The following is a 17,348-nucleotide window of genomic DNA, read 5'->3' on the forward strand; positions in this document are numbered from 1 at the left end:
GCCTGGGCCTGGTCGGTGGATCGTTGGGACCCGCGTTGGTCCGAGACGGTCAAGCGCAACGCGATCCGGGCGGCCCACTTCATCCATGCCCGAAAGGGCACCATCGGCGCTTTGCGCCGGGTGGTGGAGCCGCTGGGCTACCTGATCGAGGTAGTCGAGTGGTGGCAGACGGTGCCCGCCGGTGAGCCGGCCACCTTTGCGCTCAAGGTCGGAGTGCTGGACACCGGCATCACCGAAGAGATGTATCAGGAGCTGACCCGGCTGATCGATGACGCCAAGCCCGTCAGCCGACTCATGACTGGCCTGGCCATCAGCTTGGAAACCTCCGGGGTGATCGGTTACGGGGCTTATGTGGACCAGGGCGAAGTGATCGACGTTTACCCCCCGACACCCCGCGATATCGAAGTGACCGGCCGTTATGGCCAGGTCGTGTGCATTGATGAAATAGACACCCTGGACGTGTACCCATGATCGACTCTAACAGTCAGTTCTTCGCCATCCTCACGGCGGTAGGCGAGGCGAAACAAGCCAACGCTACGGCGCTCGGTGTGCCCTGGACCTTCAAGGAAATGGCGGTCGGCGATGCCAACGGCAGCGACCCCATCCCGAACAGGGCCCAGACCAAGCTGGTCAACGAATGGCGCCGCGCTCCGGTCAACCAGGTGCGTACCGACCCGGCCAACCCCAACATCATCATCACCGAGCAGGTGATCCCGTCCGATGTGGGCGGGCGCTGGATCCGCGAGATCGGCTTGTTCGATGCCGACGGCGATCTGGTGGCGGTGGCCAACTGCGCTCCGAGCTTCAAGCCCCTGCTGGCCCAGGGCACCGGCAAGACCCAGGTTATCCGCATGAACTTCATCGTGGCCAACACCGCGCAGATCGTGCTGAAGATCGATCCAGCGGTGGTCCTGGCCACCCGCGAGTACGTCGACAATGCCGTGATCGAGGCCCTGGCCAAGCTGGACTTCAAGCACTCGGCGCTGGTGGCCACCACGGCCAACATTGCCTTGAGCGGGATTCAGACCATCGACGGTGTGTTGCTGCCGGCCGACGCCCGGGTGTTGGTGAAGAACCAGGCCCAGGCCAAGGACAACGGCTTGTATGTGGTGTCGTCGACGGGCGTGTGGAAACGAGCCCAGGATGCTGACACCAGTCTGGAGGTCACCCCGGGGCTGTTCGTCAGCATCGAGACAGGCACGGTCAATGGCGACAGCGTCTGGCAGTTGGTCACCGACGGGCCAATTGTCCTGGGTACCACGCCGCTGGCTTTCGAAATGGCAACGGGGCGAACCGGTGTCAGCGCGGGCTCCTATGCCAACATCACAGTCGACAAGTACGGTCGGGTGATCGCCGGGACGAACCCGACCACCCTGGCCGGGCATGGCATTACCGACACTTACACCAAGGCTGAGATCGAGGCGCTGGTAGCCAAAGCGTCGTCGCTGCCGGTGGGCTCGATGGTCGCGTTTCCCAAAGCCAGCGTGCCACCGGGGTTCCTTGAAATCGATGGCAGTGTGAAGAGCATTGCCACCTATCCAGACCTGGCAGCGTACCTGGGAACAACGTTCAATAAGGGCGGCGAGGGCGCCGGTAGCTTCCGGCTGCCTGAGTCCCGAGGTGAGTTTCTGCGAGGCTGGGACCATGATCGGGGGGTTGATCCTGGCCGAGAAATTGGCAGTTGGGCCCCGGATGAGTTCAGATCGCACTATCACGGTGCTCCAAACTCAGATGCTGCGGGCGGGGTTTACGGTAGCTGGTTGTATGCTGAACTCGGCAACGCTGCAACGAACTACGAAAACATCACGAAGAACGCTGGCGGTAGTGAAACCCGTCCCCGCAGCATTGCGGTCATGTGGTGCCTCAAGGCTTGGGGGGCGCCGGTCAATCAGGGAAACATCGACGTTGCCGGCTTGGCCGCACAAGTAGATGGTTTTTCGGCTCGGGTGGCAGCTCTGGAGGCGCGGCCACGGGGTCTTGGTGATGGTCAAACCTGGCAGCACGTCACCGCGTCCCGTGTCTCAGGCACTGTCTACACGAACACAACCGGGCGGCCGATCTTTGTGCAAGTGTCGTTCACTACCGGCGGCGTTTATGTCGTTGTCGATGGCGTGAACTTGACGGTATCTGCATATCACGCGGCATTCATCGTGCCGGCCGGATCGACTTACAAAGTCACTTACGGCAGTCCGACAAACCTCACCTGGGTGGAGCTTCGCACATGAAATACTTCAACAATCCCAAAACAGGCGAGGTGCATGCTTACGATGATGATGCCCCAGCGCACTACATTCTCGACTGGCTGACGCCAATGTCGGATGCCGAGATAGAAGCCTATATAGCCAGCGCCGGCGCACCGGTGTCGCCAAACGAGGGCGACGAGCGCAAATGGCGCGATTCTGAGTTAGTCGCGGTCATGTGGCTGCGCGAGCGCCACCGGGATCAGCTGGAGATCGAAGTTCAAACGACGCTGACAGCTGAGCAGTTCAAGGAGCTGCTTTTGTACATGCAAGCCCTGCGCGACTGGCCGCAATCCCCCGATTTTCCGCAGGTTGAGCGCCGCCCGGTAGCGCCGCCCTGGGTCGCCGAGCAATCCGAGTAAACGCCCCGCTCCGTCGGGGCGTTTTCTTTCCCGCGCTACGGCGCCCGTTCCACCCACAGCCTCGCTCATGCGGGGCTTCTTCATTTCTGGAGCCTATCCATGAGTGGTTTTTTTCACGGCGTTACCGTCACCAATGTGGACACCGGCACGCGGACTATTTCGCTGCCGTCGTCCTCGATCATCGGCCTGGTGGATACCTTCACTGAAGGGCCCGACGTCAGCGCCAAGGCCAACGACTTGCTGCTGATCACCAACGAGCGCGAGGCCGTCGCCGCCTGGGGCCCGGATGCGGCCATCACCAAGGCGTGCCAGGCCATCTACCAGCGGGCCAAGGCGGTGATCGTTGCATGCGGTGTGGCCAAGGTTCAGGACGCCGCACAGCAGACCTCGGCGATCATCGGCGGGGTGCTGGCCAGCGGCAAGCGTACCGGCCTGCAGGCGCTGTTGGATGGCAAGAGCCGTTTCAATGCCCAGCCGCGGTTGCTGGTTACCCCCAAGCACAGCGCCAATCTGCCGGTCGGCACAGCCCTGGTCGCTTTGGCCGACAAGCTGCGCGGTCTCGCTATCCTCGACGGCCCCAACACCACGGACGAGTCGGCCATGGAGTACGCCAAGAACTTCGGCGCCAAGCGGGCTTACCTAGTCGACCCGGGCATTCAGTACTGGGACACCGGCGAGAGTGCCACCGTTGATGCGTCGGCCTCGGCCTGGGTGGCGGGCTTGTTTGCCTGGACCGACAACGAGTACGGCTTCTGGGCCTCGCCGTCGAACAAGGAGTTCGTTGGCATCACCGGCACCTCGCGTGCCATCGAGTTCCTGGACGGCGATGAAACCTGCCGCGCCAACCTGCTGAACAACGCCAACATCACCACCATCATTCGTGATGCAGGCTTCCGCCTGTGGGGCAACCGCACGCTGTCGAGTGATCCGAAATGGGCGTTCGTCACCCGGGTGCGGACCATGGACATCGTCATGGACGCGATCCTCTACGGGCACAAGTGGGCGGTGGACCGCTCGATCACCGCGACCTATGTCAAGGACGTGACCGAGGGCCTGCAGGCGTTCATGCGCGACCTGAAGAACCAGGGCGCGATTATCAATTTCGAGGTCTACGCGGACACCGAACTGAACACCGCCAGCCAGCTGGAGCAGGGCAAGGTGTATTGGAACATCCGCTTTACCGATGTACCGCCCGCCGAAAACCCCAACTTCCGCGTCGAGGTCACCAATCAGTGGTTGACCGAAGTCCTCGACCAAGCCGCTTAAGGAGCCGCAGCAATGGCAATGATTCCCGAAACCCTGGCGAACATGAACCTGTTCGCCGATGGCATCAGCTTCCAGGGCGATGTGCCGAGCCTGACCCTGCCCAAGCTCACGCTCAAGACCGAGGAGCACCGGGCCGGCGGTATGGACCTGCCGGTGGAGCTGGACATGGGCATGGAAAAACAGGAAGCCGGTTTCACCACCACCGGCGTGCGCCGCGAGTCGTTGAAGCTCTTCGGCCTGGCCGACGGTACCGCCTTCAATGGCGTGTTCCGGGGCGCCTTCAAGGGCCTCAAGGGCAAGGTCACCCCGGTGATTGTCACCCTGCGCGGCATGCTCAAAGAGGTCGACATGGGCGACTGGAAGTCCGGCGACAAGGCCGAGATCAAGCACAACGTGGCGTTGACCTACTACAAGCTGGAAGTGGACGGCCGCCTCATCTACGAGATCGATGCGCTGGGTATGAAGCGCGTGATCAACGGCGTCGACCAGCTCGCCGCCCAACGTTCGGCCCTGGGCCTGTAAGGAAAACCCCCATGACTCAAGTAGCGAAAAAGACACCGGCCTGGATGACCCTGAGTGCCGAGAGCGTGGCCGTGACCCTCACCAAGGCGGTGGAGATGAATGGCGTGGTCTGCGACAAGGTCACCCTGCGTGCACCCACCGTGCGCGATGTGCGCGCCGCTAACACTGCCGCCGGCAGTGACGATGAACAGCGCGAACTCATTCTGTTTTCCAGCCTGGCTGGGGTCGGGTCCAAGGATCTGGAGGGCATGACCCTCAAGGATTATCAGCGCCTGCAGGCCGGCTATTTTCGCTTGGTGCAAGACGACGAACTTTGACCCGGCGGTGATGAAGATGGCGGCGAAGCGGCTCGCGAGCGAGCTGCATTTCTCCGCCGAGGAAATCATGACCATGAGGTTTTCCGACATGGTCTGGTGGCTCACGGACTGAGCCCATCAACTCGGGCGTAGGGGGATCAGATGGCAAGCAAACTGGCGTTGGGGCTGGTGATCGGCGGCGCCGTCAGTTCGACGGTGGGGGCAGCCTTCAAAACGGTTGAGGGCCGGATCAAGAAGCTGGAGGAACAAGGCAACAAGGCCAAGGTGCTGAAGAACACCATCGGCGAAACCATGCGCCTGCGGGACGAATGGAAGAAGGCCCACGACACGGGGGCCGCCTCGGCCGCTGGGTTGCTGCGCAAGTTGGAGGGCAACCTGGATAGCCTGCGCAAGCAGGGCATCCAGGTGCACAAGCTGCGCCAGGAGTATCAGGCGCTCGGTCGCGTGGCCAGGGGGGCGGATCTGCAGCTCAAGGGGCACCAGCAGATCCAGCAGGGCAAGGAGGGCCTCAAGTCCGGGATTGGCCAGGCTGTGGCCGGGGTCGGGGCGGTGGCCATTCCGACCAAGATCAGCGCGGACTATCAGGCGATCATTCGCGACATTGCAATCAAGGCCAACGTGGCGAACAAGCCCGAAGAAGCCCAGATGACCCGCGCGATCATCCAGACCTCGCAAGACACCGGGATGGGCCGCAATGAGGTGGCCGACCTGGTGAACCAGTTGGTCGGTGCCGGTATGGAGCTGGACAAGGCGCTGTCCTATGCGCCGGTGGCGGCCAAGTTTGCCGTGGGCCAGGGCTCGGGTGGTGAGGACACCGCCAAGATGATCCAGGCGCTGGAGCAGAACGCCAAAATCAGCGACCCGAAGGTCATGGAGAAGGCTCTGGAAGCCATCGCCATGCAAGGCCAGGCGGGCAGCTTTGAAGCTGCCGACATGGCGCGCTGGTTCCCGCAACTGCTGGCCGGCATGGGCAAGATGGAAATCACTGGCATGGATGCGGTGAGTCAGCTGGGCTCGATGCTGCAAGTGCAGATGAAGACCGCCGGCGGCTCGGATGAGGCCGCCAACAACCTGAAGAACTGGATGGAGAAAATCGGTTCCAGTGAAGTGGTCAAGGCGTACAAGGATGCCGGTATTGATTACCAGGCCTCGCTGAGCACTGGCGTTCAGAAAGGCATGTCGACCTTGGAGTCGAGCTTCGAGCTGGCCATGAAGTACATCAAGGCTACGGACCCAGCCAAGGCCGCGAAGATGGCGGAGGCCCAGGCGAAGATCAGCAAGGAAGCGGATCCAGTTAAGGCTAAGGCCATGCTCAACGCCCTGGAGCAGTCCCTGCGCACCGGCGATTTGTTCGCTGACATGCAGGTCAAGGCGGCGTTGACGGCGTACTCGCAGAACCGGGAGCTGTACGAGCAGCTCAAGAAGGACTCGCTGAGCGCCAGTGGCATCCTCGACAAGAACCTGGCAGAGCGCCGAGAAACCTCCTCGCAGCTGTGGGCCGAAACAGCTCACGCGATGAACGACGGCATGCGGGCCGTGGGGGATGCTCTGCGGCCGGCAACGGATGCCGTGGCCAAGCACATCACCACGGTGGCCAGATCGCTGACCGGGCTGGCGGAGAAAGCTCCGCCCCTGGTGATGGGGATCACCGCCCTAGGTGCTGGGTTGGTCGCGCTGAAGAGCGTGGTGTCCGCCTTCAAGATCGGCAAGGGGCTGCTCAATGTGGCCCGCGGTTCGTTGATGGGCAACCCGAACGTGATTCAGCGGGTGTTTGTCACCAACGCCGGCGGCTTGGGCGGTGGCGGTGGTGACTATGATCTCGACGGTGGCAAGGACAAGAAAGGCGGCAAGGGCGGTAAAGGGGGCCGTGCAGGAAGGGCGGGGCGGTTCGGTCGTGTCGGCCAGACGCTCAGGAATGTCTTCAGTCGTGGCGGCGTGGGACGTGTTGCCAAGGGCGCGGCGAGCCTAGGGTCGACAGCGCTGAAGGGGGTAGGTTCGGTGTTCAAGGGCCTGGCGCCAGCGATTAAGGGGGTGGGCTTGCTGTCGGTGTTGAGCACCAGCCTCAAGGTTGCGGACACCTACAAGAATGCCAAGACCCGCGATGAAAAGGCCGAAGGTTATGGCGGTGCGGCGGGGGGCTTAGCAGGCTCGTTGGTGGGTGCAAAAATGGGATTGGCCGCTGGTGCCGCACTCGGTTCCGTCGTTCCAGGTCTCGGCACGGCCATTGGCGGTGCTATCGGTGCCGCCATCGGGGGAACCGTAGGTTACTTTGGGGGTGATGCCCTGGGCTCATATGCCGGCAAAGCGATGTTTGGTTCCGACGATTCGCTCAAGCGGATGCCGGCAGCGGGGCCGCTGATGATGGTCAACGCCGGGAAGGATATCCCGCCGGTCCTGGGCGACATCGCGAAGTCGTTCAAGACCGGCCAGACGCCGCCGGTGATGGGGCAGGTGGTGCGCTCGATGGCGGCCGACGCGCCGTCGGCAGCTGTACCGGCAATGCTCAAGGCGCCCGAACCTGCGAAGCAGGTGCCCAAGGTCGACCAGCAATTCACCTTCGCACCGACCGTGCCAATCACGGTGCAAGGGGACGTGAAGGACCCGGCCCAGGTGGCCCGGGAAGTCGAACCCCATCTGCGGCGGATGTTCGACGAATTCAGCCGGCAGGCTGCGGCCCGTCAGCTGTCTGACGAACCACACGTTTAAGGAGGTGCCATGGCTTACATGGAGCAACTGCAATCGGGGTTCCAGTCCCTAGTCGAGGCAGGGGAGGCGGGGCGCAGTAGCGCGGATGGCATGCTGACCCCGTTGAACGGAGCCATCAGCGAGATTACCGGTGCTGCCTCGGAGCTGGAGAACATCCCGTTTGTGGGGCCTGAGATGGGCGCCAAGCTGCAACGGACCTTGCGCGGCATCACCGCCGCGCAGTCTGTTGTCGGCGAAGTGGCGGCCAAGTACAGCCAGGCCGTGTCGGCGGCGGGGCAGATCCAGCAGCGGCTCGGTACGCTGCAGGAACAGACCGCCAAGGCCAGCGCCGCTATCAATCGGATCGGTGGGCAAGTCAGCCCATCCCTGGGCAACATCCTTCCGACCGGATCATTCGGCGGTCTGGGGACCCCGGCCGCCGAGGCGGTAAAGCCGTTTCCGCACCTGCTGATCATTCAGCCGTTCCGGGCTGCCGGTGCAGCCTTTTACTTCAACCTCGACACCGCAGCCTTTGAAGAGCTACGCCGTCAGACCGGGTTCCGCTGGGCAGGCCAGGAACGCCTGACCCGCAGCATTGCGCAGCAGGCGGTAGGGCAGGGTGACGACAAGATCACCCTCAAGGGCGCAGTGTTTCCTGGGTTCAAGGGTGGACTGGGTCAGTTGCAGAAACTGCGCAGCATCGGTCGACGCCTGCAGCCGCTGAGTCTGACCACGGGCTACGGCGAAGTGCTGGGCACTTGGTGCCTGACCAGCCTTGAGGAAGAGCAGAGCCATCTGCTGGCCGGTGGCATTCCGCGTAAGCAGGGCTTTTCAATGGAGTTTGTGAGCTATGGCGACGACATGCAGAACGTCTGACGGGGATCTGCTCGACACCTTGTGTCACCAGTATTACGGGCACCTGAATGGCAGTGTCGAAGCGGTGCTCGATGCCAACCAGGGGCTGGCCGATGAGCCCCAGCCGTTCCGGGCTGGGGTTCTGATCGTGCTGCCGGAGCTGCCGGCGGTGACGGAGGCCGCGCTGCAGTTGTGGGATTAGCCAGCGGCCTTGGCGCATTCCTTGGCGTTGGCCTGGTAGGACGTGTTGTCTTCGGAGTACTGGCGAGCATTTTTGAAAATCATGCCCTGCCAGGATGAAGCCGCGTCGATTGCGGCGGAACGGCATTTAGCGAAGGGGGCGAATAGCGATCCGAAGCGGTCGCTTTCGTCTTGTAGCTTGTTCAGCGCAATGGCCTGCTCACGAGCTTGATTGCTGTCCATTGTTCCGGATTTGGCCAGGTTCTGGCCGTGCTCTACCGTCTTGTTAAGGCGCTTGAGGAACTCGCGGGCTTCCTCGGGCTTGATCTTCTTTGCAGCTTCTTGAGCTGCGATGGCCTTTCTGCCGCGCTCTGCGGCTTCGGCGCTCACCGGCGCATCGTCACCCAGGTCTATAACTCGCAGTTTCTGTTCGGCCTGTGCCATCGAGGCGGCCAATAGGCACAGCGTCAATCCAAAAATCCTTTTCACTTTTCTCGACTCCTGTAGGGGCAACGGCTCGGGATTCTATGAAGTCCCCGTCGCTGTGTCACCCAGGGGGAGGCTTATTGCATGACGCCTGTATTCCGAATCGTTGCGGACGGCAAGAACATCACCGCGCTGATCAATGACCGGCTGTTGACCCTGCGCACCTCGGACAAGCCCGGCATGGAGTCGGACGAGTTTGAGCTACGCATCGACGACCGCGACGGAGCGGTGGCGCTGCCCAGCCGTGGCGCCAATATCGAGATATTCATGGGCTACGCCGGCCAGTCACTGACCCGTCTGGGTCGTTATATGGTGGATGAGGTCGTGGTGACGGGCCCGCCTGACTCTATCGAGATCCGGGGCAAGGCCAGCGACATGCGCGGCAGTGGCAAGACCACCCGCAGCGGCAGCTGGGAAAATGTCCCGCTGCAGCAGATCGTGCGCGATGTGGCGACCCGCAACGGCTGGCAGCCGGTGTGCCCGGTGACCACAAAGGTGCCCCGGGTCGACCAGCTCAATGAATCCGACTTCAACTTCATCACCCGCCTTGCCAAGCAGTACGACTGCACGGCCAAGGTGGCCGACGGCAAGCTGCTGGTGCTGCCCCGGCAGGCCGGGCAAAGCGCCAGTGGCAAGAACCTTGGCACCGTCACCATCACCCGCAGCGACGTGAGCCGCTATCAGTTCCGCCTGGGTGACAAGAGCACTCACAAGGCGGTGCAAACCAAGCACCAGGACAAGAAGAGCGGAAAGCTGCGGGTCGTCGACCTGGGCAACGAGGACTCACCAGACGGCCTGCCGCCGGTGCACACCGACCGCCATATCTATCCGAACAAGTCCGCTGCCGAGCAGGCCGCCAAGGCGCGGTTGGCTGCATTCAACCGCAGCACCGCCGGCGTGCGCCTGGAGATGCGTGGCCGAACCGATCTATTCGCTGAACGCATGATCAATGCCCAGGGCTTCAAGGTCGGGCTTGATGGCGAGTACTTGGTGGACTCGGTCGAGCAGGTGTTCACACAGTCCGGGTGGAGTACCACGGTCGAGTGCAACGGCGGCAAGAAGGGCAAGGCGAAAGCCAAGGGCAAGAAAAAGAAAGAAACCAAGCCGCTCAAGGTTGTGCAGCTTTAAACCCCATCATCACTGGAGATATCTGGCATGACGATTACCGCGCAGCAGCTGCTGCAGATCCTCCCCAACGCCGGTGCTAAAGCCGGCGTTTTTGTTCCTGCTCTCAACGCCGCCATGAGCAAGTACGCAATCATCACCCGCCTGCGCATTGCCGCGTTCCTGGCGCAGATCGGCCACGAGTCCGGCCAGCTTCAGTACGTGCGCGAGCTGGGCAGCAATCAGTACTTGAGCAAGTACGACACCGGAACCTTGGCCAAGCGCCTGGGCAACACACCCGAAGCGGATGGTGACGGCCAGAAGTACCGGGGCCGGGGGCTGATTCAGGTCACGGGCCGGGCGAACTATGAAGCCTGCAGCGAAGCACTGTTCAGCGATGCTCGGCTGCTCAACACCCCTGAGCTGTTGGAAAGCCCCGTCTATGCCGCGCTGTCGGCGGGTTGGTTTTGGCAGCGGGCGGGACTGAATACCTTGGCCGACAAGGGCGACTTCCTCACGATCACCAAGCGCATCAACGGCGGAACCAACGGCCTGGCAGATCGCGAGGCGCTGTATGAGCGTGCATTGAAGGTGCTGCCTTGAAGGCCCCGGGGTGGCTGTTGCCGGTCCTGGCCTTGGTGCTGGGTTTTGCCCTGGGTGGTTGGCTGGCCTGGACGTGGCAGGCCAATGCCTACGGCAAGGATCTGGCTGACCAGGCGGAGGCGTACAGCAGGGACCGCGAGCAGGCCGCCACGGCGGTGATCAACTGGCAGGAAACCCAGCAGGACGCCCGTCGGGCCCTGGAGGATCGCCTGCAGGCAAATGACGAAACCCATTACAAGGAGCTACGTGATGCACAAACGAACCAGGCTCGCCTGCGTGACCGGCTTGCTACTGCTGATGTCCGGCTGTCAGTCCTACTCAACACCGCCGCCTCGGGTGGTGGCGGTGGGTTGCCAGCCACCGCCGGCACCTGCGGCGTGGTTCATGGAGGCACGCGAGCCGAACTTGACCCAGCGGCTGCTCAACGAATTGTCGCCATCGCCGGAGATGGTGACCAAGGACTGATCGCGCTGGCGGCATGCCAGAACTACGTGGAAGGGGTGATTTCAAAGTGAGGCCAACGCCCCGCGACGCGGGGCTTGGCCGTCGATCTAGTCCACCGAGATGATCAGTAGCAGCTCCAGGACTAGCTTGATCCGTTCGAGTCTGGAATAAACAATTTCGAAGATATGGTGAAGCATTGGTATTTCCTCGTAAGGGATAGAAAAATGCTTTCGCCGGCCGAACTTCCATGATTTGCGACATGAAGGTGTCAGCCAATTTTCTGGAATAGAGTGGGCTATCCCCTGCGTAGCGCAGCGTACTAGGACATCGGGACTGTAACTCCCTTAGAGGGTATACGCATCTCAGGGAGCAAGGGGAAAGATATGACTCGTGGGCTTGGTTGAAAACCATACTTGACTCGACAGCGTTGTTGGGTCAGGGTAGGGTTGGCTATTTAAACGGAAATAATTCTCCCTATTCTATATGAGAGCTAAAAATTGAGTTTATGGAATGAGCTTGGTTTTACTGACAATCCTTATAGTCCACGTCCTATTCAAGGGGATGAGCAAGGAGTTAAGCTCCTTGTCGGCAGGGCTCGGGTGTTAAATCGCCTAAAGACGTATCTGAGATCATCTGATACTCATCCTACACTTGAAGGCCCAAATGGTGTTGGTAAAACTAGTCTTGTGTCTGTTGCCGGTTACTTGCTGAAGCAAGATTTTATTGAGGGAGTTTCTCAACAGGCACTGTTGCCTTTGTCTGAGCCGTTTCAGTTGACTCAAGATGAAACTGCGGTGACGTTTAAACGCAGAGTGCTTTTTAGAGTGGCGCAATCATTCATTGATAATTATGAATTGCTGAAAGCTAGTGGGTTTGAGGTTCCTGACGTTGGTGAGGTTAATGCCTGGTTGAATTCGCCTCTGATCAGTGGTGGAGGGGGTGGTGTTTCAGTCTACGGGCTTGGTGGTTTAAATGCCTCCAAGAGCAATTCTGCTAACACTTCTGCAGGTTTCACAGAAGATGGTTTTGTGGCAGCAGTTATAACTTGGCTCAGAACATGTTTTCCTACTAATGCTGCTGGCGCCTTCATTTGTACTATTGATAATCTTGAATTGCTCGAAACCTCTAAGAATGCTAGGGCTTTGTTAGAGGCAATTCGAGATGAGGTTCTTTCACTTCGAGGGCTGCGGTGGGTTCTCTGTGGAGCGCGAGGCATTACAAGAAGTGTCGCTTCCTCACCTCGATTACAGGGTGTGCTTGCTGATCCTCTTCTGATTGAACCTATTGCAGAGGAGTACATGGAGGAGCTGATCACCGCTCGATTGCAGGTTTATGCTCTTAGTGAAGATGTGAAAATTCCAGTCGATGCCCGAGGCTTTGCTCATTTTTATAAAGTTGGCGGGCGAAGCTTGCGTAACGCGATGAAATATAGCGAGGATTTTTCGTTTTCTGCAGCTGAGAACAAGGCTTTGGAAAAAGATAGTGATGCTATGTACCAAAAGATTGAGGAGTGGATGGAAGGTATTTCTCGAGATTATCTTGAGGATACAAGTGGCGTGGGTGGACGGGCGTGGCAGGTTTTCGAGAAGCTTGCAACTATGGGGGGTAGTATTTCACCTAGTCAGTATGAAGAATTTGGATTTGAAAGTAATCAGGCCATGAGGCCGCATCTTCGAGCGCTTGAAGAGGCTAACCTCATCGAAAGTGCTATTGATGATACTGATAGTAGGCGCAAAACTATAAGTGTTTCTTCGAGGGGGTGGATTGTTAACTATCGTCGGAGCGACTATCAGCAGTCTGGTAAGCGGTAGGATAATAGTCCGAATGCTTATGGTGAAGAGTGAGCCGTTATTGGCCGTTATGGGTAAATTTTCTAATCTGATTTTCCCATTTTTTCTTGTCTAAACCTGCCTATGGGTAATAAGGAAGGGGGCGAATATCTATCCTTGCTACCCTGGGTTGTAGTTACCGAACTGGTTGTTGGCTAGGAGACGGGAAGGGGCAGGGAGGGGAAAAAATGCGGCAATCTGTACGCCAATCAATGCCATTTAATGCCAAACGGCGCGATCTCTTGGTTTGTAAAAAAAGCCCTACAGCCTTTTTTCGGGGCTTTAGGGCTTTTTTGCGTTAATACCCGGGCACAATCGGCGTGTGATCTTCTCCTCTGGGCCCATATCTGTCCCCGCTCTGACGTTCTTGACGCATACGAAACCTATGACCTAGACGTCGCTGCTGGATAACATCTAAATGTGTCCGTTGCGTTCTCGGACCTGAGCCAAGATCTCAGTTACGTCCCCCTAAAATATCCATACCTAGTGATTAACTCATGAAAAGTAATATAAAAATTAAGATTGACTTAGAACTGTCGGATGAAGTCGTACTATGGCGATATATGAGCCTTGAAAAGCTTATAAATCTGATTGATACACGTGCATTATTTCTATCGCCAATCGCATTTTTTAAAAATAGTGACCCTCTAGAAGGCCACCTTCCAAAGAAATTTCACGACGAGATTGCATCCCACCTCCAATCCATGATGCAGAGTGGCCCAGAATTTCCAGAATCAGCGCCGAAGGAAATACGTAATTTCGAAAAAGAATTGAAAGAGTCATCAAGCCAGCAATTAAAATTAATGCGTGAAAAAGCCCGAGGCCGTAAAAGCATTTGCTGCTGGTATGAAAGTCAATTTGAGTCCGAGGCAATGTGGAAACTATACGGTGATAATGGGAAATCCATAGCAATTAAAACAACTGTAGGCTCACTGAGAAAATCCATAGAATCCAGAGATAATGAAAAGCTGGTTTTTTTGGAGCGTATAAGATACCTGGATTTTAATAATGTCGACATGACAAGGGACGAGCTTTTAGCAAAAAAGGAAAGCGTTGCTAGCATTCTCTTAAAAAGAAAGGAATATGAGCACGAGAGAGAGGTCCGTCTCTACCATGAACCAGATAGGTTCGATCTCATGCGCCCTGAAAATTTTTTAAGCGATTACTGGGAAAAATACATTATCAAGCCGCACACCATTAACGTTGATGTTAGTGAGCTAATTCATAGCATTGTTATTTCACCCTATGTTTCAGAGCCTTACACAAGTAGCGTAAAAGCTATCTGCGGTAAGTATGAGCTAACTAGTTGCGATGTATATCAATCTAAACTACTGGAAAGCTATGACATTAAGTAGGGTTAGTAAGATGGAGGTTTCCTCAAACGCTAATAAAGGCTGCTTTACCACGTCTTTTTTTGACGAACTTGTGCGTCAGCATCCACAGCCCTTCCGTGGTGCAGATCGGACAAACCCCAATACCAGGAACGTAATGTCATCGAGCGGCAATTTGGTTGTCGCCCGTGCTTAACGGCCGCTTTGGCCGAAAGCGCCCGCTCATGACCGATCTTTTGGCCATTAGACGCCCCTAAGAAATCAGTTCCGCAATCAAGTTCATGGCCCGCGTAGGCCGTGGCTTTCAGCCTTTCTCTGCGATGGCGCTTGCGGAACGGAAATGTCGCTAACTACTTGAAAAAATTGAAATTTTATCTGGATTGCAAATCCGCCTACGCCGGTTCGATTCCGACCTCGGCCTCCACCCTTGAAAACCCCGTAGATTAACGTCTACGGGGTTTTTTACTGCCTGTATGAAAGTGCTGGCGTACCAAAACTTTAAGGCTGGCGTACCAAAACTTTCCTATTTCGTCGGGTTTGCGATGGCGCCAACTCGAACGTAAATCTTCTTTGTGGTCTCCTGTTTTGAGTGTCCGAGAAGCCGGCTCGCGTCGTCCAGGTCGAGAATTTCAGATGCCGCCTTCGGTCGGATATCACGGAACTGAAACCCTGCGATTTTCTTAGCCAGGCCCTGGTCGCCTTGTTCGATAGCCTCAGCCACGGCTTTTGACCTGGGCGTCGTCCCATCTCTGGCATAGCATGCGCTCGGAGACCTTCTTCCCCGACTTGCTCACGATCAAATAGCCAGAGTTTATTTTTTTCGGTCTGGCAATAATTCTCTCGATGAGCAGGCCCAAGCTATTTTTCTGGCCATCGACCTCCATGAGGATTCGGATCTTCTTGGAAGTCTTGCCTTGGCCAACGCGCAGATACACTCCCTCCACATCATCGACACGCATTAGTCGGACATCGGCTGGGCGCTGGCCGGTCAGGTAGGCCAGATCCATTGCCTCCTGCAGTTCAATTTCGCCTTTCTGGTAGACCGCCTTCCATACCGCGTCGTTTGCGTAATAGTCGCGCGGCGTTTCCTTGTTCTTACGAACGCCCTGGCAGGGGGGCTCTCTGTTGGTCAAACCCCATTCGCGCGCAATATTGAAGACGTGAGACAGTAAGGCGATTTCTCTGTTGGCTCTGGTTTTCGCGGATCGCTTATCGCGATAGGCAGCAATCATCGATGGCGTAATCGCATCCACCGGTATCTCGTCAAAAACTGGCCTTAGCTGCCTCAATTCGGCCTTGTTGTCTTTCTGAGTGCGCTCCGACTTTTTCGGGATGATGTCGCGCATGTACCTATGGGTCTTCCTTGGGCGCATTTCATCTCACTCGCGACAAATCAAAGTTCCAGGTGGGGACTTCAGCGGGCGGGTTGCTTTGCCCGCCATCGCCGGCAGGCTTTCCGATTGTTGAGTGGGGTGTTTAGAGTTGTTGCAGGATTCGCTGGCCGATCCAGCGGACGACGGTGACTGCCTTGCTGTTACCGATCGCCTTGTAGCGTGGGCCGTCTGGGCATTCGCTGGCAGGCTTGCCGCGCCAGGGGATTAGGGTGTAGTCCTCGGGCATGCCTTGGAGGCGTTCGCACTCGCGTGGGGTGGAGCGCCGAATACTGGAATTCGCGAGGATATGTGGTGTGCCGCCTGGGTCTGGTGCGTGATCGCCTGCTTGTAGGGTATGAGTATTCGCACCGCCCAGGGCCTGGTATCGGAGAGGGCTCCAGTCATGTCTGTGAACGTCCTGATTCACGTATGCGACACTGTGCTATCTCACTAGGGAATGGAATGTTTACAAATGGTCCAATTGTTAGCGGTGTCCGGAAGCATTCGCGCAGCATCTTCTAACTCTGCACTGCTACGTGCGGCTGAGGTGTTGAGCCCTGAGGGGGTGTCGATCAAGCACTATCTGGCGGTTGGTCAATTGCCGCACTTCGATCCGGACCTGGCTGATGATCCGCCGCAGAGCGTCAGAGAGTTACGGGCTTTGGTGGGTAAGGTAGATGGCATCCTTATTTCGTGCCCTGAGTATGCTCGTGGAATACCTGGTTCTTTCAAGAATGCCTTAGATTGGCTTGTGGCCAGCCATGAATTTCCTGGTAAGCCGGTTGCACTGTTTAACGCGTCACCTCGTGCGAGTCATGCCCAAGCGGCGCTTCGTTTGGTGCTGAACACCATGTCCGCAATAGTTGTCGAGCCTGCGTCGATAACTGTGAATCTGCTCGCAAAAGGAATGAATGAGGCGGACATCGCAGGGAGCCCAGAGATCAGTAAGCAGATCGTCTCGGCATTGGTTGCATTCAAGAGCCACATTGAGGTCATGTAGGAATCGCGAAGGTGAGCGAATGAACAGGCCTGTGCCTCCCCTCTCACTGCTTGAGCTAACCGATTTGTCCGACTTCGGTACCCTACGCATCAATCTGCCGGCAGCTACCAGCGGCTGGCTGCTCAGGGTGACCCGCATCACCCCGAACCAGAACAACAACAAAATTGCCGACATCATGCAGATCGCGGGTTTCACCGAGGTCATCGATGCAAAGCTGCGCTACCCGAACACCGCGCTGCTCTACATCGAGTTCTCGGCCGAGCAATTCCGTAGCATCCCAGCCGTCACAGTGGAGACCAAGCTGAAGAGGGTCCTTGTGCCGGCCAACTACAACCCTGTGGCTAGGACCTACTCCGGTATCTGGGACGGTAGCTTCAAGTTGGCCTGGACTGACAACCCAACCTGGATCACCTACGACATCACTGTCAGTGACCGCTTCGGTCTAGGCCGCCGCATCAAGCCGTGGATGGTGGACAAGTGGGAGCTCTACCGGATCTCCCAGTATTGCGACCAACTGGTACCGGACGGAATCCGCCTACGCCGGTTCGATTCCGACCTCGGCCTCCACCCTTGAAAACCCCGTAGATTAACGTCTACGGGGTTTTTTATTGCCTGGGATTTGGGCGATCGCTTCCGCAATTCGTTTGTTTTTAGCATCGAACTGACAAAGTCCTTTCGCTCCATTGGGTACGAGTTGATGGTGGAGATTGGCTAATACACTTGCCGTTTTGCGATGAGCTGCTTTGAGCCC

15 protein-coding genes and 5 pseudogenes are annotated in these 17,348 nt (G+C 57.8%); 17 read left to right on the forward strand and 3 right to left on the reverse strand.

Going from position 1 to position 17,348, the window contains the following annotated elements; all coding sequences use genetic code 11:
- The 10 genes and pseudogenes from F6S12_RS10910 to F6S12_RS10950 all read left to right on the forward strand — a co-directional run.
- Positions 1 to 471, forward strand: a 471-nt coding sequence (locus F6S12_RS10910) for a phage tail protein I (RefSeq protein ID WP_315868903.1), incomplete at its 5' end; no start/stop codon positions are given.
- A pseudogene (locus F6S12_RS33800) lies at positions 468 to 911 on the forward strand (phage tail protein); the annotation flags it as partial. The gene F6S12_RS10910 and the pseudogene F6S12_RS33800, both read left to right, overlap by 4 nt.
- Before the next feature lie 456 nt (positions 912 to 1,367).
- Positions 1,368 to 1,929: pseudogene (locus F6S12_RS33805) on the forward strand (phage tail protein); the annotation flags it as partial.
- Positions 1,930 to 2,221: 292 nt separating this feature from the next.
- Positions 2,222 to 2,602 (forward strand): phage tail assembly chaperone, encoded by a 381-nt coding sequence (locus tag F6S12_RS10920; protein ID WP_161467344.1) that lies wholly within the window; start codon positions 2,222 to 2,224, stop codon positions 2,600 to 2,602.
- 99 nt (positions 2,603 to 2,701) lie between these two features.
- Positions 2,702 to 3,868 (forward strand): phage tail sheath family protein, encoded by a 1,167-nt coding sequence (locus F6S12_RS10925; protein ID WP_161467345.1) that lies wholly within the window; start codon positions 2,702 to 2,704, stop codon positions 3,866 to 3,868.
- Positions 3,869 to 3,880: 12 nt separating this feature from the next.
- Positions 3,881 to 4,390, forward strand: a complete 510-nt coding sequence (locus F6S12_RS10930; protein ID WP_161467346.1) for a phage major tail tube protein — start codon at positions 3,881 to 3,883, stop codon at positions 4,388 to 4,390.
- An 11-nt stretch (positions 4,391 to 4,401) separates the two neighbouring features.
- Positions 4,402 to 4,707, forward strand: coding sequence for a phage tail assembly protein (locus F6S12_RS10935; protein ID WP_161467347.1), 306 nt, complete (start codon positions 4,402 to 4,404; stop codon positions 4,705 to 4,707).
- A 141-nt stretch (positions 4,708 to 4,848) separates the two neighbouring features.
- Complete coding sequence (locus tag F6S12_RS10940; RefSeq protein WP_315868905.1) at positions 4,849 to 7,413, forward strand: phage tail tape measure protein; 2,565 nt, start codon at positions 4,849 to 4,851, stop codon at positions 7,411 to 7,413.
- A gap of 9 nt (positions 7,414 to 7,422) precedes the next feature.
- Entirely contained in the window at positions 7,423 to 8,268 is an 846-nt protein-coding gene (locus tag F6S12_RS10945; protein WP_060839732.1) for a phage tail protein, read from the forward strand.
- Positions 8,243 to 8,449: a tail protein X gene (locus F6S12_RS10950; RefSeq protein ID WP_102863714.1), complete on the forward strand. Its 207-nt coding sequence runs from the start codon at positions 8,243 to 8,245 to the stop codon at positions 8,447 to 8,449. The genes F6S12_RS10945 and F6S12_RS10950 overlap by 26 nt, the downstream gene beginning before the upstream one ends.
- On the opposite strand, the gene F6S12_RS10955 is transcribed toward F6S12_RS10950, so the two are convergent.
- A complete protein-coding gene (locus F6S12_RS10955; RefSeq protein WP_169891410.1) occupies positions 8,446 to 8,916 on the reverse strand; it encodes a hypothetical protein in 471 nt (156 codons plus the stop codon). The genes F6S12_RS10950 and F6S12_RS10955 overlap by 4 nt on opposite strands.
- An 81-nt stretch (positions 8,917 to 8,997) precedes the next feature.
- Between F6S12_RS10955 and F6S12_RS10960 the strand changes: the two genes are divergently transcribed.
- The 5 genes from F6S12_RS10960 to F6S12_RS10985 all read left to right on the forward strand — a co-directional run bounded on the left by F6S12_RS10960 (position 8,998) and on the right by F6S12_RS10985 (position 14,248).
- Positions 8,998 to 10,041 (forward strand): phage late control D family protein, encoded by a 1,044-nt coding sequence (locus tag F6S12_RS10960; protein ID WP_169891411.1) that lies wholly within the window; start codon positions 8,998 to 9,000, stop codon positions 10,039 to 10,041.
- A 27-nt stretch (positions 10,042 to 10,068) separates the two neighbouring features.
- On the forward strand, positions 10,069 to 10,620 hold the full coding sequence (locus tag F6S12_RS10965) for a glycoside hydrolase family 19 protein (RefSeq protein WP_169891412.1): 552 nt from the start codon (positions 10,069 to 10,071) through the stop codon (positions 10,618 to 10,620).
- Positions 10,617 to 11,135, forward strand: a complete 519-nt coding sequence (locus F6S12_RS10970; protein ID WP_169891414.1) for a lysis system i-spanin subunit Rz — start codon at positions 10,617 to 10,619, stop codon at positions 11,133 to 11,135. Before F6S12_RS10965 ends, F6S12_RS10970 begins: the two co-directional genes overlap by 4 nt.
- A gap of 426 nt (positions 11,136 to 11,561) precedes the next feature.
- Positions 11,562 to 12,875: a hypothetical protein gene (locus F6S12_RS10980; RefSeq protein ID WP_169891416.1), complete on the forward strand. Its 1,314-nt coding sequence runs from the start codon at positions 11,562 to 11,564 to the stop codon at positions 12,873 to 12,875.
- 515 nt (positions 12,876 to 13,390) lie between these two features.
- Entirely contained in the window at positions 13,391 to 14,248 is an 858-nt protein-coding gene (locus tag F6S12_RS10985) for a DUF2971 domain-containing protein (protein WP_169891418.1), read from the forward strand.
- A gap of 499 nt (positions 14,249 to 14,747) precedes the next feature.
- Here the strand turns inward: F6S12_RS10985 and F6S12_RS10990 are convergent.
- Positions 14,748 to 15,576, reverse strand: a pseudogene (locus tag F6S12_RS10990) (tyrosine-type recombinase/integrase); the annotation flags it as partial.
- Between the two features lie 124 nt (positions 15,577 to 15,700).
- Positions 15,701 to 15,952, reverse strand: a pseudogene (locus F6S12_RS10995) (DNA cytosine methyltransferase); the annotation flags it as partial.
- A 117-nt stretch (positions 15,953 to 16,069) separates the two neighbouring features.
- On the opposite strand from F6S12_RS10995, the gene F6S12_RS11000 reads away from it, so the two are divergent.
- Together F6S12_RS11000 and F6S12_RS11005 are read left to right on the forward strand one after the other, a co-directional pair.
- Entirely contained in the window at positions 16,070 to 16,597 is a 528-nt protein-coding gene (locus F6S12_RS11000; protein ID WP_019095841.1) for an NADPH-dependent FMN reductase, read from the forward strand.
- Positions 16,598 to 16,676: 79 nt separating this feature from the next.
- Positions 16,677 to 17,126 (forward strand): annotated as a pseudogene (locus tag F6S12_RS11005) (host specificity protein); the annotation flags it as partial.
- Positions 17,127 to 17,348 lie beyond the last annotated feature (222 nt).

The sequence above is a fragment of the Pseudomonas sp. JV245A genome (genome assembly GCF_032424515.1).
Taxonomy (GTDB): Bacteria; Pseudomonadota; Gammaproteobacteria; order Pseudomonadales; family Pseudomonadaceae; genus Aquipseudomonas; species Aquipseudomonas protegens.

Coding starts and splice junctions, on each gene's coding strand:
- F6S12_RS10920 (WP_161467344.1), top strand. CDS start 2,222: ATGAAATACTTCAACAATCCCAAAACAGGCGAGGTGCATGCTTACGAT.
- F6S12_RS10925 (WP_161467345.1), top strand. CDS start 2,702: ATGAGTGGTTTTTTTCACGGCGTTACCGTCACCAATGTGGACACCGGC.
- F6S12_RS10930 (WP_161467346.1), top strand. CDS start 3,881: ATGGCAATGATTCCCGAAACCCTGGCGAACATGAACCTGTTCGCCGAT.
- F6S12_RS10935 (WP_161467347.1), top strand. CDS start 4,402: ATGACTCAAGTAGCGAAAAAGACACCGGCCTGGATGACCCTGAGTGCC.
- F6S12_RS10940 (WP_315868905.1), top strand. CDS start 4,849: ATGGCAAGCAAACTGGCGTTGGGGCTGGTGATCGGCGGCGCCGTCAGT.
- F6S12_RS10945 (WP_060839732.1), top strand. CDS start 7,423: ATGGCTTACATGGAGCAACTGCAATCGGGGTTCCAGTCCCTAGTCGAG.
- F6S12_RS10950 (WP_102863714.1), top strand. CDS start 8,243: ATGGCGACGACATGCAGAACGTCTGACGGGGATCTGCTCGACACCTTG.
- F6S12_RS10960 (WP_169891411.1), top strand. CDS start 8,998: ATGACGCCTGTATTCCGAATCGTTGCGGACGGCAAGAACATCACCGCG.
- F6S12_RS10965 (WP_169891412.1), top strand. CDS start 10,069: ATGACGATTACCGCGCAGCAGCTGCTGCAGATCCTCCCCAACGCCGGT.
- F6S12_RS10985 (WP_169891418.1), top strand. CDS start 13,391: ATGAAAAGTAATATAAAAATTAAGATTGACTTAGAACTGTCGGATGAA.
- F6S12_RS11000 (WP_019095841.1), top strand. CDS start 16,070: ATGGTCCAATTGTTAGCGGTGTCCGGAAGCATTCGCGCAGCATCTTCT.